Source organism: Marinobacter pelagius (assembly GCF_003315345.1).
Lineage (GTDB): Bacteria > Pseudomonadota > Gammaproteobacteria > Pseudomonadales > Oleiphilaceae > Marinobacter > Marinobacter pelagius_A.
The window spans coordinates 17,285-40,146 of record NZ_QNRO01000015.1 but is presented as its reverse complement, the minus strand read 5'-3'; the positions used below and the strand labels follow the sequence as shown (position 1 = coordinate 40,146).

Below are 22,862 nucleotides of genomic sequence, written 5' to 3'. Positions count from 1 at the left end.
GTTTTACCCGGGATGGTATGAAGCGAGCGAGTTGGTTCCAGACAAGTCACCATGATCATGCTGCGGTCACCTGGCCGCCGGTACTGTTTCTGCTTGCAATTCTCACTGTCTTCTTGTCGACTGTTGCCCAGGCACAGGATCTGGCAGTCAACACCGTTTATATCGCAAGTTCCGGCAATCCCGCCCTGGACCAGCATATGACCCGGCTGCTGGAGGATGCGTTGGGAGATAAAGCCGCGGTCCGTCCACTGACCAATGGCCAGACCGCGACTCCGGATGATGCACCGATCGTGACCATCGGTCCCTCGGCCTTTTCCAGGGTGCGCCAGGCCAACCGCCGTGCCCCGCTTCTGGCGATGTTGGTGGAGCGGTCTTTCATCAAGGATTATGTGGCACGCAACCCGGGCCAGATATCAGCGGTTTATTACGATGTGCCTCTGGAACTGCAGGCATTGATCGGCAAGGCAGTCCTGCCGCACGCGACCAAGGTAGCCATCATTGCCAGTACCGAGACGGCCGGGCTTTACGAGCCGGTCGTCGATAAATTGCCTGCCATGGGCCTTCAGCCCAGGGTCTTCATCGTTGACACCGAGCAGGATCTTATTCCGACCCTGGTCAGGGCTTTGAGCTACGGCGATTTCCTGCTCGCCGGACCCGATGACCGGATCTACAACCCCAGCACCATCAAACACATTCTGTTGACCACCTACCGGCGCAACCGGATCGTCATTGGCCCGAGCCAGGCCTATGTCAAGGCCGGCTCACTGGCATCGGGGTACGCACCTTTCCCTGCCATGGCGAAAGCCGCTGCGGAACACCTGCATCATTACTTTGGCAGCGGTGAGTTGCCGGCTCCTGACTACCCTGATCAATACAGCGTGGAGATTAACAGCCAGGTGGCACGATCCCTGAACATTCCATTACCTGACAAGGAAACCCTCGAACGGGAGCTGGATCAGGTATGGTCGCAGTATGAGGGTTCTGAAAAATGAGCAGGGCCACAACCACCAGGATTTCCCTTTCCCGCAAACTTTTGCTTTTGGGCGCCCTGCCCGCCGTGGTGATGTTCATCGTACTGATGGTATTTTTCACCTCGGTCCGGCTCGAGGACGCGCGCAGGGACCTGATGGCGAGCGGACAAATGCTCGCTGACAGCCTCGCTCCCGCGCTGGAGTATCCGGTGGTGTCGGGCAACAGCATTGCGCTGGAACAGATTCTTTCCCAATCCCTGAAATACAGTAACGCGGCCTGGGTTCGGGTAACAGATGTCATGGGAGAGGAAATCGGCATGGTCCGGGCCACCAGTGAGCCCCCGCCAGTAGAAGCCGGAGACTACCTGACATTCGAAGCGGAGATCCTGCAAGTGCCTCTGAAGATCGGGGCCAATGACGCAAACGAGTGGTTTGCACCAGAGTTCGGATTTGATTCAGGGGCACTGAGGGTCGGTACCATTGAGGTCGGCGTCAGTACGCTTGCGCTGCAGGCAAGACAACAGGAAATCCTGTGGACCTCTATCGCCGTTGGTTCCTCACTGCTGCTGTTTACAGTCCTGGTGGTCCGGCACTTCCTCGGCAATATTCTCTCGCCCATTCAGGCTCTGTCGGAACGGATCGACCGTCTGATCAACCGTGATTACGCTAAGGCCGTTTCGAGAACTTCCGGAAGTTCCCGTGATATCAATCTGATAGAGAATAAACTTAATAAGCTCGCTGAACATCTTGCAACCCTCAAGGCAAACCATGATCAGGTGCTGGCAGCATCGGAGTCAGCCCGGGAGAAAGCGGTAGCCGCCAACCAGGCGAAATCCGAGTTCCTTGCCACCATGAGCCATGAACTACGTACCCCCCTTAATGGCGTTCTGGGAATGGTCGACCTGATTGAGGAGGAACCGCTGAGCAGCCGGCAGCGGGACTACCTGACAACGGCCCGACAATCCACCGAAGACCTGCTGACCGTTATCAGCGACATCCTCGACTATGCCCAGATGGATGGCGGCGAGATACGGTTGGAAAACCGTGAGTTTGATCTCTGTAATGTCATCAACAACTGCGCGGCCTCCTACCGCCACCAGGCCGAGCAGCACGGTCTCTCTCTAAGCGTAGAGTTATATGGCGAGTGGCCCGAGAAAGCCCTTGTCGTTGGTGATGCAGGAAGAATGCGGCAGATCATCGCGGGCCTGCTGGACAACGCAATAAAGTTTACCTCCGAGGGCACCATCACTGTCCGGGCGGGCTGTTTTCCCCTGGAGGAGAACACCATTGTGCTCAACTGTGCTGTAAACGACTCGGGAACGGGTATGCCAGCCGAGCGCATGCATGACATCTTCAATTCCTTCGAACAGCTGGATTCCGGCAGCACCCGCCGATATGGCGGCACCGGCCTTGGCCTTTCACTGGTCCAGCGACTGGTGGAACTGATGGGTGGTCACATCCAGGTTGAGAGCGACCTCGGCCAGGGCTCCAGCTTCCGCTTTGAGTTGCCGTTCGAGCTGGGGCCGACAGTCATCTCGGGAGCCACCAGGAAAGCAGCCTCTGCCCGTAGCCCGGACGAAGGGGTATCCCATGCCCTGGTGGTGGAAGACAACCCGGTAAACCAGCGCGTGGCGTCGGCGATGCTGAATCGCCTGGGATTTCGTACTGACACGGCGGCAAACGGCGAAGAAGCGGTGAATATCGTCCAGCGCAATCATACCGGCTATGACCTGATCCTGATGGACTGCCAGATGCCGGTCATGGATGGCTACGAGGCAACTCGCCGTATCCGGGAATGGGAACGCAGTAACGGCCAGCAGGGTATTCCGATCATTGCGCTGACGGCGGACGTGCTGCCGGCGACGGAATCCATCTGTCTTGGTAGCGGAATGAATGATTTCCTGGCCAAACCGGTCCGGAAGGAGAATCTTCAGGAAGTTCTGGGCCGCTGGACCGTCATTCGGGAAGAATGAAAGGAGGGGCCAGCCCTCTCGGCAGGCCGGCCCGGACTGTCAGGCGACAGGCTCTCTCATGGTGACGAATTCTTCAGCAGAGGTCGGGTGTATTCCCATGGTGGCATCAAACTCGGCCTTGGTTGCCCCCGCCTTGATCGCAACCGCCAGGCCCTGGATGATCTCACCGGCATCCGGACCCACCATGTGAGCACCGAGCACCTTGTCGGAGTCGTCGTCAACAACCAGTTTCATGAGGCACCGCTCGTCGCGGCCACTCAGAGTGTATTTCATCGGTCGGAACTCGGAACGGTAGATTCTCAGCTTGTGACCTTTATCTCGGGCTTCGAACTCGGTGAGGCCGACTGTTCCGATATTTGGCTGACAGAAAACTGCAGTTGGAATGGCGGTGTAGTCCATCTCGCCCTGCCCGTCTCCGAACAGGCGACGGGACAGCACCATGGCCTGTGCCAGGGCCACCGGTGTCAACTGAGGAGTTCCAATCACGTCGCCAAGTGCCGTAATTGAAGGAATGGCGGTCTGGAAAACGTCATCCACCACAATATGTCCCGAGGCACTCAGCTCAACGCCCAGGTCCGTCAGACCAAGACCATCAACCAGCGCCCGGCGCCCGGTCGCCGCCATGACAAGGCCGGTGTCCAGGGTTTCGCCCGTGCTGAGCTTGACCTGGTAGTGCGTATCGTTGGGTTCGACAGCCTCGATCGTGGTGCCAAACTGCAGGTTGACGCCTTTTTTGCGCATCTCCTGCTCGGTGAAATGACGAATGTCGTCATCAAACCCGCGCAGGAACAGTTCTCCCCGGTAGAGCAAGGTGGTTTCCACCCCCAGACCGGCCAGGATGCCGGCAAACTCCACCGCTATGTAGCCGCCACCCCAGACCACCGCGTGTTTCGGTAGTTGCGGCAGGTAGAACATTTCGTTCGAAGTGAGAATGTGTTCTTTGCCCGGTACGTCGGGAATGACCGGCCAACTGCCCGTGGCTACGGTTATGTTTTTGGTCCGGTAGGAGGTATCGCCAACCTGAACGGTATGGGCATCCCGGAGGGTAGCAGTGCCCTGGATAATCGTTACCCCGGCATTTTCGAGAAGACGGCCATAGATGCCGTTGAGGCGTTCGATTTCAGCGTTCTTGTTGGCCACGAGTGTGGACCAGTCAAAACTGACATCACTCAGGGGAACGTTCCAGCCATAGCCAGCGGCGTCTTCCAGTTCATCGTGCACGTGCGCGCCGTAGACAAACAGCTTTTTCGGGACACAGCCGACGTTGACACAGGTTCCACCCAGATATCGGGACTCGACTACGGCTACCCTAGCCCCTCGCTGGGCGGACATCCGGGCCAGGCGGACACCGCCGGAACCGGCGCCGATAACGATCAGATCATAATCCAGACTGTCAGACACAGTTTCTCCTGTTGATGAAAATGACTTCAACCGGGTCCAGAGGCTGCTGCTTTGCTTTCCGATTTCAGTTCCCGGAACAGCACATGGTCCTCGTAGTCACCCAGACGAATCTTGCCAAGGCTCCTGAACCCTTCGGATTCGTAGAACGGCAGATATCGGCTATTGCCGGTATCCAGCACCAGGCCGCTGCCCCGGGGATTTTCACTACAAAGCCGTTCAACCGTCTTCAGCAGTAACCGGCCATAGCCATGATTCTGGTATTTCGGATCCACCCCCATCAACGGCAGTTGATGCGCCTGGGGCTGGGGCAGCATATTTCGTATTTTCTCGTGATAATCGAGGTAGCGGCGTGTAGAGGCAAAACCGGTAGTCAACACCATGCGGATGCGCCAGCTGAACTGTTCGGCCAGGTTCATCCGTAGTTCGGGCTCTCCCACGAAAGCCACCGCCACCAGCGTATTATCCACCATTACGCCGATAGCGTCCTGATTATACTCAAAGTAAAGGTCGATCAATTCCCGTACAGTGGCGCGGACACGCTGGTCATAGCCGGGCCGTCGGTGATCGAACAGGTACTGGAACGTCGGCTCATTCCGGTAGGCATGGTAAAGAATGGATTGTGCTTCGTTCCGGGCGGTGTCGTCCAGACGCACAATTACCGGCTCAGGATTGTTATTGTTGTCTTTGCCGTCAGTCATCGCCTTCCCCTTTCTCAGATGGTCAGTGTCAAACGAACTGAAACTTTACCCGGGTCATTGCCCCGGTCCATGGCAGCCTGGTCGATAACCACGCCGTTTTCTGTGTTAAGCCGTTCCAGCCAGGCTGCGACGTCGGCGTAGGGTACGCCGTCCAGCCAGACACGGATTGCATCGTCACCACTGGGTTCAAAACGCTGCAATGCCAGGCCCGCCTCGCGGGCGGAACTGGTCACCAGGGCCATCAGGGCCCGGCCATCGGCCGGCTTGTCCACCGCAGCCTGGGAGGTGGACGATGAAGTCCCCGCCAATCCCTGGATCACCGGTTCGTTCGCCTGCATCCAACCCAGCAGTTCCGCTGCGTTATCGCGGGCGCTCAGGGAGCGGTCATGGAATCCGGCGACCGGCTGCCACACCCCGAAATAGAGAATCCCCACCAGTATGGCGATCGCCAGCGCGCTCAGAGCCTGCTGGTCACGACGGGGCAACTGGTCGTACTGCGCAATCAGCTTGGAGACGGCAGGCTGTTCCTTCAAACGTTCCAACATTCGGTTATCCTCCCGATACCGTCAAACGACCACGGGCGCCGCCGGCTTCATTGACGACCGACCCTATCTGGGCCTCAAGCCCCTGCCCCGACAAACCGTTCCGAAGCGCGCTCAGGCGATCGTAACTGTCGGCACGGATATCCACTACCAGTTCGCCCCGATCCTTGCTGTAATTGACCGAGTTGAAGGTAACCGAACCGGAGGACGGTAACTGCGAGTATTGCTGACCGGTGTATTTCATCAACGCGATAAAGTCGAGTTCCGGTCCACGGGATCCAGCAACCCGCAGCTGCCCTTCAAGAACCCGACGGACATTGCCGGCATGGGTGCGACGGTCATTGGGAAAGGCATCGCGATAGATGGCCATGGCCCGCTCTTCAAGTTCTTCCGCCTGCCCCTGGTAATAAAAGCCCATTCCGGCCTCAAACGCCACTTGAATGACAAACCAGATTGAAGCCACGGCAATCAGTGGCTTCCAGGGTTTGAAGGGACTGTCTTTGCCAGCCTTGACTGAATATGCCCCCTGGCAAAGGTTGATCGGCTGACAGCGATGATGATGGTGGGCATGGGCAAGCAGCTCCAACGGCATCAGATCGAGATGCTCCTGCCGGACCGCAAGCCGCCCCGGTGCTGTCAGTTCCGCGATGACTGACTGGTGATACTCCAGTTCGTCCTGCGTTCCGTACACGGTAACCGGGACTTCGGCCATCACTTCTTCGGTTGGGGGCACAGCCAGGGTGTGGGCGAACATGCCAAGGTTGGCCGCCTGCATGCTCAGCCACTCGCCACGGTCGCTGACCAGCATGGCCACCTCGCCGTCAAGGCAGATGCTCCAGCCGCCCTCGGTGGCTGGCAGCAGTGACGCATCCGGATAGATGGCATCGAGACGGGCATTCTCCCACCCGGAGAACAGAGTGATCCAGTTGCCCAACCGTTCCCGATCGATAGCAGCGACCCGGTAGCCTTCATCAGTATGCTTGCCCAGGGCCAGGTGAACAGTGTCGATGTCCTGAGCGATCTGCTCCTCCACCGCATAGGGCAAAGCCTGAAGGATGAACCGGCTCTGTTTGGCCGGGATATCGGCGATGCAGAAAAGCGCGTCCTCGCCGGGTATCAGACCCACGAACAGCACGTTTTCCAGGGCGTTCTGGGCAAGGGTTTGTTCGATGGTGTCGCGGTTATCCCCGGTACCCCTGGCCTGGGCATCGCCGGTGGCATCCTGTAGCACCCAGTTGAACAGCTGGGCATCCGGATTCTCATCGACATCCGCAAACGGCGGGACCGGCCGGACAAAAAGGCGATAAGACATGGCTATCCTTCTGAAATGGTAAAGGGCTCTTTGGTAATTCGGTTTTTCTGTCCGGTATCCCTGTGAACCGTCCGGACCTCACCTTCCCCGTTACGGAATACGGTGCTGACCATGTTTACGACACGATTATCGTAGGTAATCCGTGAAACAACTTCAAAAAAACGGGTTTGCAGCGTCAGCCCTGTGGTCTTGAGTCCCAGGCCGGCAAATTCCGGCAAGGCGAGGAAATCCTGAAGATTACTGAAAGATTCCTCTTCCCGTTTTTCCAGCACGGAAGCAATTGCGGCCTCGGATAATTCCTCGTGCAGGGATTGCAGCACGGGACCGGTCGCGGTGTTGACGTTGATCCCTGCGCCACTGACTGGCAGAGCCGCCACATGTGGCCGCAATGCCTGGTAGATTTCCTCGGTCATGCCCTCGATCAGTCGCAGCTCCGTGACGTCAACAAACGGCTGGTTACCGGCACGATAACCGGGATCGGCCATCAGGTACTCGCCATCTTCGGCGCCATAGGCGCTGATGGTCTGGTCATTGCTGTCAATCCAGTCGATCAGGGCATCGGCGGTGATACTGGTGACGCCCAGGACCATAAGGAGCCGGGTGAAACGATCCTTCGCCAGCGTGTCCACCTGCCCGGCGGGAGTAACAAGATCGTTCAGGTTGAACCGGCCGCCAAGATCATCAATCTGTACCTCAGCCACACTGTTGCCATCATCCAGCGGAAGGATGGCCGCGTTCATCGCCCAGAACTCATCAAGGCTATCGACCATCGAGCCGTCCTCCTTGTCCTCTTCGAAATCCCGGACCAGGATACGTCGGGCAAAGGCCTCGGCACCCAGGGCAATACTCTGCCCCTGCTGTTGGGCCAGATAATGCCCGGCCTGGAATACCCGGATGTTAAGTTGCTGGGTCATGCCTGAGGCAAGCATCACCACCAGCGCCATGGCCAGTAACACCATCACCAGGGCGACACCACGCTGCCGGTCTCCGGATGGGCGGTCCCGAAACACTATCATCCCGCAGCCCCACCCGGCTGGATAGTGGTTTCCTGGCCGGGTTGTTGCTCCGGCGGCTGTGCGGGTTGTTGTTCGCCCTCTTCTTCCTCGTCTGTTTCAGCGGCGGCTTCGTTTGCCTGGTTGACCAGGCCCTGGGCTGCCGCCGGATCAAAGTCCGGCAGCGCAAAGGTACGGACCAGCTCGCCAAACCGCTCGTGTTCTATGGTGACCTCAATACCCAGCGGAAACGGGAACTCCGGGCGATCCCCGGGATTCAGGCCAGCCAGGTCATCATCCGACGGCCAGTCTTCCTGCCAGCTGCGTTCGCTGTTCATGAAACGCACCTCAAAGGCGGTAACGTCTTCAAGAAGGAAAACATTCTCGCTGTTGTCTTCCTGACCCTGGTCCACCGTGGGCCAGTAGCGACGGAAGAGCTCGGTACCGGTATATTCCCAACCCGCCCTTTGCAACCCGCTGCGGCGCAGACCCAGCGGGTTACGCCAGCCCTGGCGGGTCAGCAACAGGGCATACCCTTCCTCGCGGCTGGTTAGTGCAGGCTGGAAGTCACCATAAACATCCCGGGCGGAACGATTCACCACCTGGGTGATATCCCGCTCCAGGAGCAGCATGGCGCGCTGGATGCGATCGAACTCCTCGGCCAGTTCGTTGACGCGGTCCCTTGAATTGACCACACCATTGATGACCTGCCAGACACCGAGACCGATTACCGCGGTGATGGTCACGGCAATCAGCACTTCCATGAGGGTGAAGCCGGACTGCCGCATTACTGTTCCCCCACGAATGCCGACAGCGTGTGAAGTGGCACCGGATCACTTCGCTCGTCCGTGTACTTGGCTACTGACACCTCGATCCGGCGCATACTGGGTTCCGCCGTTGCTTTCACCGAGGTGGTGACCTTCCATCGAAACGGGCCGTACTCGGTATCGGTGGAGTTCTCGGATATTCCCGGCAATTCTTCCTGGAGTCGGATAGCGTTGATGCGATTGTCCGCGATCCATCCGGCCAGGGTCTTGTCACGGATTCGTTCGAAGCTGGAAATATACTGGCTGCCCACCTCGGCGGCCGCGGTGGCAATCAGGCCGAAAACGAGCAACGCAACCAGAACCTCAATAAGGGTAAAACCGCGGGAGCGTTCCATCAGAGCTCGTCCTCTGAGCCGGGTTTGCGCCAATGGATTCCGGTAACTCCGTCAGACTCCAGCACATGCATGTAGTCGGTGTCCGAGCCCACGGTAAACTCGATCTGGAAGGGCGTGGATTCACCACTGGAAAAAAACACGATATCGGGCAGCTGGCGATCCTCGTCGGACGCCAGCCTGGGGGCGTCGTTCTCAATGTATTCGGTCGCCACCAGCCAATCCGGGAACGCCCTGGGCTGGAAAATCCGTTCCCCGGAAGCTTTCCATTCCGCGTTCCGGTCCTGGAAGGCCACGAACTGGTAACCACCCTCTTCCAGCCGGACACCCATCTCGAGATTGTTGAGCACCGCCTGTTCGGAGGCGGTCTGCATCAGCAGGTAAAGCTCCCGGACCTCATTCTTCAGTTCCCTCTGCTGGGAACTGCCTCCCATGGTGAATACCGCGAGGGAGGCCAGGAGCCCTACCACGATCAGGACAACGAGGATCTCTATCAGCGTAAAACCGCTTTGCGTTGTCCTGTACTGCACAGCCGATCAGCCCTTGGTTTTCCAGACGCTGATATCGGCGGCATCGCCGTCACCGCCTTCCTGGCCGTCAGCACCATAGGAGTACAGATCGTAGGGACCCTCGGTACCGGGGCTGACATACTGGAACTGGTTGCCCCAGGGATCTTCCGGAACACTCTTGAGATAGCCGTCCGGGTTCCAGTTATTAGGCTCCGGGCTGCCGCTGGGCTTTGACACCAGTGCTTCCAGGCCCTGCTGGGTGGACGGGTAATGGCTGTTGTCCAGGCGGTACAGGTCGAGGGCGCTCTGGATGTTCTTGAGCTGGGTCTCGGCGATGGTGACTTTAGCCTGGTCACTCCGGCCCATGATATTGGGGGCCACGATCGCTACCAGCAGGCCCAGGATCACCATGACCACCATGATCTCGATCAGGGTGAAGCCGCGTTGTTTGGACTGTTTGTGCATAGTCTTGCTCGTCATTTTTTCACTCGTCGTTGCTATGGATTCCTTTCCCGGAAAAAGTACTGCCGGGCCACTGGCCCGGATATCAGCCAACCAGGTTACTCATGTTCAGTATGGGCAGCATGATCGCCAGAACGATGATCAGCACCACCACACCCATCACCAGCAGCATCATGGGCTCAAACAGGCCGACAATGGCGGCAATCTTGGATTGCAGGGTGTTTTCCTGCATCCGGGCAGTTCGTTCCAGCATACTATCAAGTTCGCCACTGGCCTCGCCGCTGGCAATCATGTGCAGCATCATCGGCGGGAAATAACCGGTCTGGTCCAGTGACCGGTGCAACGACCCGCCTTCGCTCACCTTGCGGGCAGCATCCCGTAACCGTTCCCGAAGGTAATCGTTGGATAATACCTCACCGGCGATTCGCATGGCTTCCACCAACGGCACACCACTGGTGGTCAGAATACTCAGCGTGCTGGCATAACGGGCGGTATTCACCCCCCGCACCATGCCGGAAACCAGTGGCAAATGGAGTAAACGCTTGTGGAACCGCTTCCGGAAACCGGGTTTGCGCAAGGCAACTCGAAAGCCGATCAGTGCCACTATCAGGATGATCAAAAGGTAGACACCATAAGTGCCGAGAAATTCCGACATTGCCAGCATGGCCATGGTCAATGCCGGCAGCTCCTGCCCCTGTTTCAGGAACACCTCGATGATGTCCGGAACCACGTAGGTCAGCAGGAAGACCACGATGGCGATGGCCACGAAGCTGAGAATGATCGGGTAGATCGCCGCCAGCTGGATTTTCTGACGGGCTTCCTGCCGGTTCTCCGTGTAATCCGCCAGGCGGTTCAGCACCAGGTCCAGGTGCCCGGCATGCTCGCCGGCGGCGACCGTGGAGCGATAAAGGCGGGGAAAGGCCTTCGGGAATTCGCCGAGGCTGTCTGCGAGGCTATAGCCCTCCATGACCTTTGCCCGGATGGCAATGAGCATGCTGCGGATCCTCGGCCTGGCGGATTGCTGTGCCGCTGCACTGAGTGCCTGTTCCACCGGTATCCCGGACTGGATCAGCGTGGCCAGCTGACGGGTCACCAGTGCGAGATCGGAGGCGGTCAGTGAACCCCGGCCACTGAGCGGACTGGCGCGGCGCTGTTTTTCCACCGCCGGCTCAACCGCCAGCGGCGTCAAGCCCTTTTCACGGAGTTGCTGGCGCACAGCTCTCGGCGCATCTGCCTCGAGCACACCTTGTTTCTGTTTGCCTCGGGCATCCAGTGCCTTGTATTCGTATGCTGGCATGGGTTACTGGCTCCGGTGGGTTACACGGAGAACCTCTTCAACCGTGGTGACGCCATCCAGAATCTTCTGAACCCCATCCGCATGAATACTCGGACCGCCCTTGCGAGCTTCTTTTTCCAGCTCAAGCTCACCGGCGCGCTTGTGGATGAGCGAACTGATTTCCTCGTTGATCTCCACCACCTCATAGATACCGATACGTCCCCGGTAGCCCAACTGGTTGCAGTGTTCACAACCGTTGGCACGATAAATCGTCGGCGGATTGGCCGGGTCCTGCTGCAGGAACTCGCAATGCTCCTCACTCGGAGTGTACGGCTCCCGACATTCACGGCAGAGCACCCGAACCAGGCGCTGGGCGACGATGCCCACCAGGCTCGACGAAATCAGGAAGGGTTCGATTCCCATGTCCATCAGACGGGTAATGGCGCCAACCGCCGTGTTGGTGTGCAGTGTCGAAAGCACCAGGTGGCCGGTCAGACTGGCCTGCACCGCGATCTCGGCGGTTTCCAGGTCCCGGATCTCACCAATCATGACCACATCCGGGTCCTGGCGCAGGATCGCCCTCAAGCCCCGAGCGAACGTCATGTCCACCTTGGTATTGACCTGGGTCTGGCCGATACCGGGCAGGTTGTACTCGATCGGATCCTCAACGGTGAGAATATTCCGGCTGCGGTCGTTGATCTCCTGCAGCGAGGCATACAGCGTGGTGGATTTACCGGAACCGGTGGGACCGGTCACCAGCAGGATACCGTAGGGACGATAGATCAGTTTGCGGAGAACCTTGAGGTCCTGTCCGGCCATACCGAGCGATTCCAGACGGATGGAGCCGGCCTGTTTGTCCAGCAAGCGTAGTACCACCCGCTCGCCGCTGGAGGACGGCATGGTGGAAACCCGGATATCCACTTCCCGACCGGCCACCCGCAGGGCAATCCGGCCGTCCTGGGGAATCCTTTTCTCGGCGATGTCGAGCTTGGCCATGACCTTGATCCGGGACACCAGCAGCGGCGCCAGCGCCCGCTTGGGCTGCACCACCTCCCTCAACACCCCATCGATCCGGAAGCGCACCACCAGTTGTTTCTCGTAAGTCTCGATATGAACGTCCGAGGCATTGGTCTTGACCGCCTCGGTCAGGATGGCGTTGATCAGCCGGATAATCGGGGCATCGTCTTCCTGCTCCAGCAGGTCTTCGGTCTCCGGCACCGAATCCGCGAGGGACGCCAGGTCCATGTCGTCGCCGATGCCCTCGACCATCTGCATGGCTTCGGCGGAATCACTCTGATAGGCCGCATTCAGCGCCTGATCGAAGCGCGCGGGATCGATGGCAGAGAACCTGGCCCGGCCACCGCTGAGACGATTGGCCTCCGCAACCGCCGAATGGGACGCACCGGGACGCACCAGGATTACCGGCTCGCCGTCTTCGGAACGCGTCAGGATCACCCCGTTGCGCTTGGCAAAGGTAAACGGAAGACGTCCCAGCGGAGCATCCTGCGGCTGAACTTCGGTCTCGGTGGTCAAGGTCGTCCTCGTTTTCGTCAGGCAATCTTCTCGTCGGAAACCCGGGGCTCATCAGCCCGGAAACCCTTTTTGATTCAACTAATTCTGAAAGGCTACCACAGGATATGGACCCGCTGAATAACTCTATACACTATACTGCCACTAAAACGTTGCAGTCTGATAACCTGTGGCCCTTTTAATGGCCCACCAAGCACTCAGGATGATCGATGCTGTCAATTCACCCACGGCTCCCCATGGTTCTCGCGACGGTTGCCGGAGCAGCCATGCTGGCCGTCACCGCCTGGCAGGGATACCGTTTCTGGCAGACAGAAAGCCAGCCAACCCTCTCGGCCACCGGCCAGCCCGCTCAACAGTCCATGCCGGGTACCCGGGATGTTCCCGATGTAGATTTGGCAACCCTCACCCTGTTTGGTTCCCCGAATGCTGATAACGCACCGGCCGAATTGGATACCGAAAACCTGCCCGAGACCAATCTCCGGCTTTTCCTGCGCGGTGTGCTTGCCGCCAGCGGTGAATTTCCCGGCAGCGCCCTGATCGAGGACGACAAGAGCAAGACCGAGGTCTACCTGGTGGGCGACGAACTGCCGGGCAATGCCACCCTGCGGTCCGTATTCCCTAACCGGGTGATAATCGAACGCTCAGGCAAGCTGGAGAATCTGTACTTCCCTGAAGAGGCCAATCGTTCGGGTATGTCGTTCACCGCTGACGATCAGGCCGAGCAAGCCGACACAACAGCCTCCGGGTCAGGCCCGACCACGACCTCGCCCACCACCCCGAGCGCCGATGAGCAACGGCGTGAGGAAATCCGCCGGCGTCTCGAACAGCTCCGGGAACGCCTCCGGAACAATAACTAGGTCCAGCCATGACCACGGCAGCGCCAGGACTGTACCGCCGCTCCGGCTGGGTCCCCTTGCTGCTTGCCGTTTCGCTGGTCAGCGCCCTGGAGCTGAGCAATCGCCTGATGAACTATGTACTTCAGGAATTTGGCCAGGAAGCCCACCAACGCCTGGCAGACTGGCAACGTTTGCATGACCTGGCGGCCAATGCCCCGGTTGACCGCCAGCTCCGACTGGTCAATTCGTTCTTCAACCGGGTCAATTTTGTCAGCGATATCCGCCACTGGGGCGAAGAGGATTACTGGGCGACCCCGACAGAACTGCTGACCACCAACGCCGGTGATTGCGAGGACTTTTCCATCGCGAAGTATCTCACTCTCAAGTCCATGGGTATCCCGGACAGCCAGCTCCGGATCATTTATGTAAAAGCCCTTGAACTGAATCAGGCCCACATGGTTCTGGCCTGGTACCCTGAGCCAGATGCCGATCCGCTGATTCTTGATAACCTCATAAACGACATCAAGCCTGCGTCAGAACGCACTGATCTGAAACCGGTTTACAGCTTTAACGGAGAGGGTCTCTGGCTCAACAAATCCGGTGGCAGGCAGACGAGGGCGGGGGAATCCGAAAAACTCTCGCGCTGGAAGGAACTCAACAAACGCCTGGACCAGTCCCTCAGGCCGTAACGGGTCCGACAATGGAATGGCGGCAAATGACACCCCGAATGTCGTCACCCGACAATGACTGACGGGTCTGAACCGCTAGAATGCCAACCGGACCAAGAATTCAGACGGAGTACTGCCATGAGACGCTGGAACGGCTGGGGCGACGACCAGTTTGCATTTGAGCTGCCAAAAGAAGGCCAGGCCTTCCTGAATGAACGCATCGGGCAGGGACAACCGTTGAATGACGCAACCCTTGAAGCGGTTTGTGCCGGCGTGCCCGAATCCCGGATTTCCCCCGGCCCGGAGATCCAGCATCTGATCGACCTTTCTCCGGAAACCCGCGTCCGCCATGCCCGGGGCCAGAGCCTGCCCGACTGGCTGGCCATGCGTAGCGGCGACATTGGCCGGTTCCCGGACGGTGTTGCCCAGCCCCGATCCAGCGAGGATGTCCAGGCACTGCTCAACTATGCCCGAAACCATGGCGTTCAGCTTATTCCCTACGGCGGGGGCACCAGCGTCGCCGGTCATATCAATCCCGCCGACACCGACAAGCCGGTGCTGACCGTCAGTCTCGCCAACATGAACCAGCTCACCGATCTGGACCGGGAAAGCCAGATTGCGACGTTCGATGCCGGCACTCCCGGCCCCCTGGTGGAATCCCAGCTTCGTGCCCACGGCTACACCCTCGGCCACTTTCCGCAGTCCTTCGAACTCTCCACGATCGGCGGCTGGGTGGCTTCCCGCTCCAGCGGCCAGCAATCCCTGCGTTACGGCCGGATCGAGCAGCTGTTTGCCGGTGGCCGGATCGAGACACTAAAGGGTACCCTGGAAATACCGACTATCCCTGCCTCCAGCGCCGGCCCCGACATCCGGGAGATGATCCTGGGCTCGGAAGGCCGCATGGGCATCATCACCGAGGTGAAGGTCCGGGTCAGCGAACTGGCGGACCACGAAAGCTTCCATGTGGCCTTCTTCCCCGACTGGGACATTGCCCGCACCGCCTGCCGGAAACTGGTCCAGCAACGAACCCAGCTCTCCATGCTGCGCCTCAGTAACCCGGTGGAAACGGAAACCCAGCTGGCTTTGGCCGGTCATCCGGCCCTGATCGGACTGCTGGAGCGCTTTCTCGCCTTCCGGGGCGCTGGCCAGGGCAAATGCATGATGACCTTCGGGGTTACCGGCACCCAGCACCAGTGCAAGGCGTCACTCGCCCAGGTCAAAGCCATCTGCAAGGAATATTCCGGCGTCTACACCGGCACCCGGATGGGCGAAAAGTGGGCGGAAAAACGCTTCACCATGCCCTACCTGCGCGAGGCGCTCTGGCAAATCGGCTATGCGGTGGACACCCTGGAAACCGCCACTGACTGGTCTAACGTGGACAACCTGATGCACCTTATTGAATCCAATCTACGTGACGGCCTTTCAGGCGAGCAGGAACGGACCCACGTGTTCACGCACCTCTCCCATTTCTACGGCCAGGGCTGCAGCATCTACACCACATACGTGTTCCGGGTTGGAGACAATTATGAACAGACCCTGCAGCGCTGGCAGCAACTGAAGCACTCCACCTCCGAGCTGATCGTCAACAATGGCGGCACCATCAGCCATCAACATGGCGTGGGCAAGGACCATGCGCGCTACCTACCGGTCGAAAAAGGTGAGCTGGGCATGGAAGCCATCCGGACCCTGTGCAACCAGCTTGACCCGGACACCCTGCTCAACCCCAAAACACTGGTGGAGTAACCCATGGCCAGAAAGGGAAGCCTTGCCGACCTGACCACTGCCAATCCCGAATTCGATGTGGTTGTGGTCGGTGGCGGAATCACCGGTGCCGGCGTGGCCCGGGAAGCGGCGGGCAGCAGCCTTCGGACCCTGCTGGTGGAACAGAAGGACTTTGCCTGGGGCACGTCCAGCCGTTCCTCCAAGATGGTCCACGGAGGCCTGCGCTACCTTGGCAGCGGCAACCTCCGGTTGGCCCGGGAATCGGTTACCGAACGACAGCGCCTGATGCAAGAGGCGCCGGGGCTGGTGGATCCACTGCCCTTTGTCATGCCCCACTTTCGCAAAACCTTTCCCGGCCCGAGGCTGTTTCAGCTGCTACTTGGCATTTACGACCGCATCGCCGGCCAAAGAACGCGGCGGTACCTGAATCATCACGAAGCCCTGCAATGGGTACCCGGGCTCACCGCAAAGGACCTGAACGGCGCCAGCCTGTTCATGGATGGAGTGACCGATGATGCCCGCCTCGTGCTCCGGGTATTGGAGGAAGCCCGGCGGGACGGCGCAGTCTGTCTGAACTATACGGAGGCCAGAACCCTGCGCCGGCATGAGGGCCGGATTAGCGGTATTGAGCTGGTGGATACCGAGGACGGACATACAGTGACGGTCAAAACACCTCTGGTCATCAACGCCACGGGCGCCTGGGCCTCGACGCTTCAGCAACAAGTAAACGCCTCGGAACCTCTCCATATTCGGCCACTACGGGGAAGTCACCTGGTGGTGCCCTGGCACCGGTTGCCGGTGTCCTGTGCCGTCTCGCTGCTGCATCCGGACGACCGGAGGCCGGTGTTTGCCTTTCCCTGGGCGGGAACCACAGTACTTGGCACCACCGATCTCGATCACCAGGGCGATTTAAATAACGAGCCCGGCATTACCCCGCAAGAAGTGGACTACCTGATGGCGATTGCCGGGCGGCTTTTCCCGTCCTCCGGACTGGAGCACAAGGATATTCTGTCCACCTGGGCCGGGGTGCGGCCCGTGGTCACCGATGGGACCGGCAAGGCCGCGTCAAAGGAGAGCCGGGAGCATGTGCTGCTCGAGGACAACGGCCTGGTGAGCATTGCCGGCGGTAAGCTCACGACTTTCCGGCGCATTGCCCGGGAAGCACTTGAACTGGGTCTGGGCGAGCAGCGCCGGAACATTCTACGCCACGATTCAAGCCCGGTGTTCACCCGGCCGTCGCTACCAAACCGCCCGTCCGGCATACCGTTCCTGACCTGGCAACGCTTGCAGGGCTGGCATGGCGCCAACACCGAGACCCTTTGTGCAGCCGCCAACCCGGCATCCGTCGCCCATACCGGAGTGCTGTGGGCGGAGCTCGCCTGGGCCTGCCAGCATGAGCAGGTGGTTCATCTCGATGACCTGCTGCTGCGCCGGACCCGCCTGGGGCTGGTGTTGCCCGGCGGCGCATCGGAGCTGCTGCCGGAGATAAGACGCTATTGTCAGCCGTTGCTTGGCTGGTCCGACCAACAATGGGAACAGGAAGAAACGCGCTACCTGAAATTGTATCACCAAGCTTACAGTTTGCCGGCGGAGGGTGAGGCCTGACATGACCGAAACACCTCTGATCCTGGCCATCGATAACGGCACCCAGAGCGTTCGGGCGCTGCTGTTCGACACCCAGGGCAATCTGGTTGGCAAGGGCAAGCAGGAAATCGAGCCCTATTTTTCGGAACAACCCGGCTGGGCCGAGCAGCATCCGGATTATTTCTGGGAGAGCCTCGGAGCAGCCTGCGACAAACTCTGGCAAAGCAGCGATGCCAGTCCCGACCGGGTGGCCGGCGTCACCGTCACCACCCAGCGGGGAACCGTCATCAACCTGGATCGGGATGGTCGTCCCCTGCGCCCTGCAATTATCTGGCTGGACCAGCGCCACGCCCGGGTTGACGGGCCGGTCAAGGGCCCCTGGGGCTGGCTGTTCAAACTGACCCGCCTGGACGACACGATTGCCCGCTTTCGAGAGAAAACCCAGGCCAACTGGATTGCCCAGAACCAGCCGGAAATCTGGGCAAAAACCCACAAATTCCTGCTGCTGTCCGGTTATCTCACCTTTCGCCTGACCGGCCAATACCGTGACTCGACCGGCAGCCAGGTAGGTTATTTGCCGTTTGACTACAAGAAACACCGCTGGACAGGCAGCCATGATTTCAAGTGGCAAACCATGCCCGTGAGACCGGACCAGCTGCCGGAACTGGTGGCTCCCGGCGACACACTCGGCGAACTGCTCCCGGAGGCCGCCCGCCACCTGGGCGTACCGGCGGGACTTCCCGTCATTGCAGCCGCCTCAGACAAAGCCTGTGAAGTTCTGGGATCCGGCGGTCTGACCCCGGACATTGGCTGCATGAGCTACGGCACAACGGCAACGATCAACACCACCAGCCCACGATACGTGGAGCCTGTGCGCCTGATGCCGCCCTATCCGGCTGCCCTGCCCGGGCATTATTCCACGGAGGTGATGATCTACCGTGGATTCTGGATGGTCAGTTGGTTCAAGCGAGAGTTCGGTCTGAGGGAACGGAAAATTGCCGAACAGGAAGGCCTTGAGCCGGAGGTTCTCTTCGATGAACTGGTGCGGGATGTGCCTCCTGGCTCCATGGGACTCATGCTGCAACCCTACTGGTCCCCGGGTGTGCGCCAGCCGGGACCGGAAGCCAAGGGTGCCATCATCGGTTTTGGTGACGTTCATACCCGGGCCCACATCTACCGGGCAATCCTGGAGGGCCTCGCCTACGCCCTGCGCGAAGGCAAGGAGCGGATTGAGCAGCGCAGTGGTGTGCCCGTCCGCATACTTCGGGTAGCCGGGGGCGGCTCCCAGAGCGATGCGGCCATGCAATTGACTGCGGATATTTTCGGACTGCCCGCCGAACGCCCCCACACTTATGAAACGTCTGGCCTGGGCGCAGCTATCGACGCGGCCGTGGGGCTGGGTCTGCACCCGGACTTTGAAACCGCCGTCTCGGCCATGACCCGTGTTGGTGAATGCTTCGAGCCCGATCCGGAGACCCACGCGCTGTATAACCGGCTCTACTCCGAGGTGTACCTCGCCATGTACCCCAGATTGCAGCCCATCTACCGAAAAATCCGTGAAATAACAGGCTATCCCCGCTGATAATTCACTTGCCTGATCATCGTCTCCAGAGAGTCAGTATTTTCCATCAGAACCGAGCCGAAAATTTCACAGTGGTATAGACTTGAACCCTTGAAAGTCTGATTGCAGAAGGCCTATGCCACGGTACCAGAGCCAAGCCCAACGAACCGACCTGCCGATTGCCCTCCCGCAAGTCGTCGGGCTTGTTGTTGTCCTGGCTTCCCTGCACCTCATTGCCCGCAACGATTTCCTGCTTTTCCATACCCTGGTGGAGATGCTCCGTATTGTGGTGCTGGCGGGGCTGTTTGCGCTTGCCTGGCACACCCGGCACTGGGCCACCAACAGCTTTCTCGGGGTCATCGGCACCGCCGCGATCTTCATCGCATCCCTTGAGCTACTTCATACCATCAGCTACAAGGGCATCGGCATTTTCCCCGAGCATGACGGCAATCTGCCGACCCAGTTGTGGATCGCCTTCCGCTACCTCGAAGCGGTTGCTTTCCTGATCGGGGTGATGGCTGTGAGGTGGCGTATCAGCCTGATGTTACCCTTCGCGGTCTTTGGCTCGGCCACCGTAATTCTGGGACTTGCCGTATTCTCCGGACTATTTCCGGACAGTTACCTGAAAGACACCGGCCTGACGCCCTTCAAGATCACCTCCGAGTACATCATTGCCGGGATCTTCGCGATTACCATGGCATGGCTCTACCGACAGAGACGGCGATTCGCCACACCGGTCTTCTACCTGATCCAGACCTCTCTGGTATTCAACATCCTGGCGACACTGACACTCACCCGATATGTCAGTGTTTATGGCTTTGCCAATGAACTAGGCCATTATCTCCTGCTGGTTTCTGCCTACCTGATTTACCGGGGCGTACTGGTGACCGGCCTGATCAGGCCCTACCAGTTTCTCTTCCGGGACCTGAAACGCCACGAAGAGCACCTGTCGGAACTGGTTGCCGAACGCACCGCGCAGCTTGCCCGCAGCGAATCCCTGACAAGAACCTTCATTGAACATTCGCCGGCACTCATCTATTTGATGGATGCGGAGGGCCGCGTGACGCTGACCAATCCTGCATTCCGGAAGCTACTGGGTCTTGAGGGTCAACATATCCTTGGCAAAAGCATTTTTGACGTATTTCCGCCCGCAGCGGCGGCATCGATCAGCCGCCAGGACCAGCGAGCGCGCGAGCAGGCCAGGCCAATCACCGTAACCGACATCGTAAACTTCGAGAATGAGCCGAGGATGTTCGAGGCCGTGCACTTCCCGATCCTCGATGAAAACGGCCAGCTATGCGGAAGCGGAGCCATCGCAACCGACGTCACCGACCATCGCCGGACCCAGGCCAACTACGAGCTGATGGTCCAGGCCGCCATGGATGGCCTGCTGGTGATGGATTACGAGGCAAACTTCATCCAGGTCAATCGTGCAACGGAAGAGATCACGGGATACTCCCAGATCGAGCTGCTGGAGATGAACATACGTGACCTGGAAGTGGACCTCGATGCCGCAGCCATTGAACGCTCACTGGATGAGGTCATGGTTGAGGGCTCCGGGCGCCTGGAAAGCCGCTGGCGCCATAAAGATGGCAGCATCCGGGATGTGGAAATCAGCGCCCACGTCTTTGATGGCACGTTCACCTCGGGCTTTTTCTCCTTCGTGCGTGACATCACCAAGCGCAAGTCCAACCTGGCCCGTATTGAGTTCCTCGCCCACTACGACCCCCTGACCAGGCTCCCGAATCGCGCCCGGTTCGAGGAACTGGTCAACGACCGCCTCGCGCAAGCCAGAACCGGGCACAGTCGCTACGCCCTGGTTTACCTGGATCTGGACAACTTCAAGGACATCAATGATTCCCTGGGCCACACCGTCGGCGATAACCTGCTGAAGGAAGTCGCCCGCCGGCTGGGCACCCTCCCCCCGGAAACCCATGTCATCGCTCGCGCCTCAGGGGATGAATTCATGGTGTTAGCCAAACTCGGGCCCGAAGAGAAAGCCTGTGTGCATGAAATGGAGAGGCTTCACCAGTTGTTCGCCAACAGTTTCGCAGTAGAAGGACACCATCTGGCGACTTCTGTCTCCATGGGGGTCGCCCTGTTCCCGGATGACGGTGATGACTTCACCACGCTATCCCGCAATGCCGATACCGCCATGTACGCGGCCAAGATGGAGGGAAGAAACACCTTCCGCCGGTTCGATACCACCATGCAGGAGAAGGCCTTTGAGCGGCAGAACCTGCTGGCCAAGCTGCGCGGAGCACTGGAAAGAAAGGAAATGGAAGTCTATTACCAGCCCCAGATGGATCTCGCCACGCGCAAGATCACCGGTGCAGAGGCGATCTTGCGCTGGAACAACCCGGAGCTGCAATGGGTATCTCCGTCGCGTTTCATCCCCATTGCCGAAGAGAGCGGCCTGATTGTAGAGATTGGCGAATGGGTACTGCGGGAGGCCTGCCGGCAAGGCAAAGCCTGGATGGATCAGGGCATGCCGCCGATTACTGTGGCGGTCAACCTGTCTGCGATCCAGTTCCAGCGGGGTGACCTGTGCGACAAGGTTGGCGGGATACTGGACGAGACCGACTTCGAGGGTCGTTACCTGGAACTGGAACTGACCGAATCCGTGCTGATCGGCGACCACAAACGGGTGGTTAACACGATTCAGGGGCTGAAACAGCGCGACATCCATCTTGCCATCGACGACTTTGGCACCGGCTATTCCAGCCTTGCCTACCTCAACCGCTTCGCGGTGGACAAACTCAAGATCGATCGCTCGTTCATCCATGACATGGGCTCGGATCCCAATAACTCATCAGTCGTGCTTGCGATCATTCGCATGGCCCACAGCCTGGGTCTGAAAGTGATCGCCGAAGGCGTAGAGAATGCGGCCCAGCTGGAGCAGCTCGACCGACTGGCCTGTGACGAAGTGCAGGGCTATCACCTCGGCAAGCCGATGCCTGCCGCCGCGTTTCAGCGCCTTCTGACCAATGGTGTCATGACGCTCCCCGATTGAGATCCTCAAAGCTTGCCCGCAACAGCTCGCACACTTCCTCATCCGTCACCGGAGCAAAATTGAGGTAGAACTGGCCAACATAGTTGAAGTCTGCCGGCTCCTGCAGGCAGATGCAGTGATCTACCATGTCCCCGTATTTGTCGGTCGTGCCTTCCGGCCCGGCCGGAATGGCCACAATCAGTGATCTGGCTCCGGCGTTTCTGACCATTTCGATCGCCAGGTCCATGGTGGCGCCGGTTGCGATGCCATCGTCGACCAGGATCACCTGCCGGCCTTGAAGATCCGCTGTCGGAGCATAGCCCCGGTAGGCCTTTTTGCGCTCGTAGATGACGCTGAGTTCCAGATCCCTTACCCGTTTTATCTGCTCCGAAGTGATCGCCAGGGAACGCACCAGCTCCGAATTCAGATGTGGAATCCCATCCTCACCCACGGCACCCATGGCAACTTCCGGCTGCCAGGGCACCCCGAGCTTGCGGATATTCAGGAAATCCAGCTGCAGGTGCAGCTGACGGGCAATTTCGTAGCCGACGGGAACACCTCCCCGGGGAAGCCCCAGAACCACGGCATTTGACTCAACATCCATTTCTGCCAGCACCTCCGCCAACCTGGCACCGGCTTCCTTCCTGTCCCTGAAGCGCGTATCTGCCATCCCT

General features: G+C 59.3%; 20 protein-coding genes. 8 read left to right on the top strand and 12 right to left on the bottom strand.

The genetic code is table 11. The features are described from left to right. Positions 1-17: 17 nt before the first annotated feature. Together DET50_RS13255 and DET50_RS13250 are read left to right on the top strand one after the other, a co-directional pair. Complete coding sequence (locus DET50_RS13255) at positions 18-992, top strand: ABC transporter substrate-binding protein (protein WP_258546128.1); 975 nt, start codon at positions 18-20, stop codon at positions 990-992. Beyond that, positions 989-2,944 carry an ATP-binding protein gene (locus DET50_RS13250; protein ID WP_113863320.1) on the top strand — a complete coding sequence of 652 codons (1,956 nt, stop codon included), beginning with the start codon at positions 989-991 and terminating at the stop codon, positions 2,942-2,944. The genes DET50_RS13255 and DET50_RS13250 overlap by 4 nt, the downstream gene beginning before the upstream one ends. A 39-nt stretch (positions 2,945-2,983) precedes the next feature. On the opposite strand, the gene gorA is transcribed toward DET50_RS13250, so the two are convergent. From gorA to gspE, 11 genes are all read right to left on the bottom strand, one after another. Continuing rightward, positions 2,984-4,345, bottom strand: coding sequence for a glutathione-disulfide reductase (gene gorA, locus DET50_RS13245; RefSeq protein ID WP_113863319.1), 1,362 nt, complete (start codon positions 4,343-4,345; stop codon positions 2,984-2,986). 26 nt (positions 4,346-4,371) lie between these two features. Then, a complete protein-coding gene (locus DET50_RS13240) occupies positions 4,372-5,043 on the bottom strand; it encodes a GNAT family N-acetyltransferase (RefSeq protein WP_113863318.1) in 672 nt (223 codons plus the stop codon). A gap of 14 nt (positions 5,044-5,057) precedes the next feature. Further along, a complete protein-coding gene (gspM, locus tag DET50_RS13235; RefSeq protein WP_113863317.1) occupies positions 5,058-5,588 on the bottom strand; it encodes a type II secretion system protein GspM in 531 nt (176 codons plus the stop codon). 4 nt (positions 5,589-5,592) lie between these two features. Further along, the gene (gspL, locus tag DET50_RS13230; protein WP_113863316.1) at positions 5,593-6,897 is read right to left on the bottom strand and encodes a type II secretion system protein GspL; all 1,305 of its coding nucleotides are present in this window, start codon (positions 6,895-6,897) and stop codon (positions 5,593-5,595) included. Positions 6,898-6,899: 2 nt separating this feature from the next. Continuing rightward, a complete protein-coding gene (gspK, locus tag DET50_RS13225; protein WP_113863315.1) occupies positions 6,900-7,913 on the bottom strand; it encodes a type II secretion system minor pseudopilin GspK in 1,014 nt (337 codons plus the stop codon). Beyond that, positions 7,910-8,677: a type II secretion system minor pseudopilin GspJ gene (gene gspJ, locus DET50_RS13220; RefSeq protein WP_113863314.1), complete on the bottom strand. Its 768-nt coding sequence runs from the start codon at positions 8,675-8,677 to the stop codon at positions 7,910-7,912. Before gspJ ends, gspK begins: the two co-directional genes overlap by 4 nt. Then, on the bottom strand, positions 8,677-9,051 hold the full coding sequence (gene gspI / locus DET50_RS13215) for a type II secretion system minor pseudopilin GspI (RefSeq protein ID WP_113863313.1): 375 nt from the start codon (positions 9,049-9,051) through the stop codon (positions 8,677-8,679). Before gspI ends, gspJ begins: the two co-directional genes overlap by 1 nt. After that, positions 9,051-9,578: a type II secretion system minor pseudopilin GspH gene (gspH, locus tag DET50_RS13210; RefSeq protein WP_113863312.1), complete on the bottom strand. Its 528-nt coding sequence runs from the start codon at positions 9,576-9,578 to the stop codon at positions 9,051-9,053. Before gspH ends, gspI begins: the two co-directional genes overlap by 1 nt. Positions 9,579-9,584: 6 nt before the next feature. Continuing rightward, positions 9,585-10,037 (bottom strand): type II secretion system major pseudopilin GspG, encoded by a 453-nt coding sequence (gspG, locus tag DET50_RS13205; protein ID WP_113863311.1) that lies wholly within the window; start codon positions 10,035-10,037, stop codon positions 9,585-9,587. Positions 10,038-10,104: 67 nt separating this feature from the next. Then, a complete protein-coding gene (gene gspF / locus DET50_RS13200; protein WP_113863310.1) occupies positions 10,105-11,316 on the bottom strand; it encodes a type II secretion system inner membrane protein GspF in 1,212 nt (403 codons plus the stop codon). 3 nt (positions 11,317-11,319) lie between these two features. Then, a complete protein-coding gene (gene gspE, locus DET50_RS13195) occupies positions 11,320-12,828 on the bottom strand; it encodes a type II secretion system ATPase GspE (RefSeq protein WP_113863309.1) in 1,509 nt (502 codons plus the stop codon). A gap of 206 nt (positions 12,829-13,034) precedes the next feature. Between gspE and DET50_RS13190 the strand changes: the two genes are divergently transcribed. The 6 genes from DET50_RS13190 to DET50_RS13165 all read left to right on the top strand — a co-directional run bounded on the left by DET50_RS13190 (position 13,035) and on the right by DET50_RS13165 (position 22,209). Continuing rightward, complete coding sequence (locus DET50_RS13190) at positions 13,035-13,682, top strand: type II secretion system protein N (protein WP_113863308.1); 648 nt, start codon at positions 13,035-13,037, stop codon at positions 13,680-13,682. 8 nt (positions 13,683-13,690) lie between these two features. Beyond that, complete coding sequence (locus tag DET50_RS13185) at positions 13,691-14,350, top strand: transglutaminase-like cysteine peptidase (protein ID WP_113863307.1); 660 nt, start codon at positions 13,691-13,693, stop codon at positions 14,348-14,350. 117 nt (positions 14,351-14,467) lie between these two features. Further along, a complete protein-coding gene (locus DET50_RS13180; protein WP_113863306.1) occupies positions 14,468-16,072 on the top strand; it encodes an FAD-binding oxidoreductase in 1,605 nt (534 codons plus the stop codon). 3 nt (positions 16,073-16,075) lie between these two features. Then, a complete protein-coding gene (locus DET50_RS13175; protein ID WP_113863305.1) occupies positions 16,076-17,656 on the top strand; it encodes a glycerol-3-phosphate dehydrogenase/oxidase in 1,581 nt (526 codons plus the stop codon). A gap of 1 nt (position 17,657) precedes the next feature. After that, a complete protein-coding gene (locus DET50_RS13170; protein WP_113863304.1) occupies positions 17,658-19,217 on the top strand; it encodes an FGGY-family carbohydrate kinase in 1,560 nt (519 codons plus the stop codon). Positions 19,218-19,332: 115 nt separating this feature from the next. Then, positions 19,333-22,209, top strand: a complete 2,877-nt coding sequence (locus DET50_RS13165; RefSeq protein ID WP_113863303.1) for an EAL domain-containing protein — start codon at positions 19,333-19,335, stop codon at positions 22,207-22,209. Here the strand turns inward: DET50_RS13165 and DET50_RS13160 are convergent. After that, positions 22,190-22,858, bottom strand: coding sequence for a phosphoribosyltransferase (locus DET50_RS13160; protein ID WP_113863302.1), 669 nt, complete (start codon positions 22,856-22,858; stop codon positions 22,190-22,192). The genes DET50_RS13165 and DET50_RS13160 overlap by 20 nt on opposite strands. Positions 22,859-22,862 lie beyond the last annotated feature (4 nt).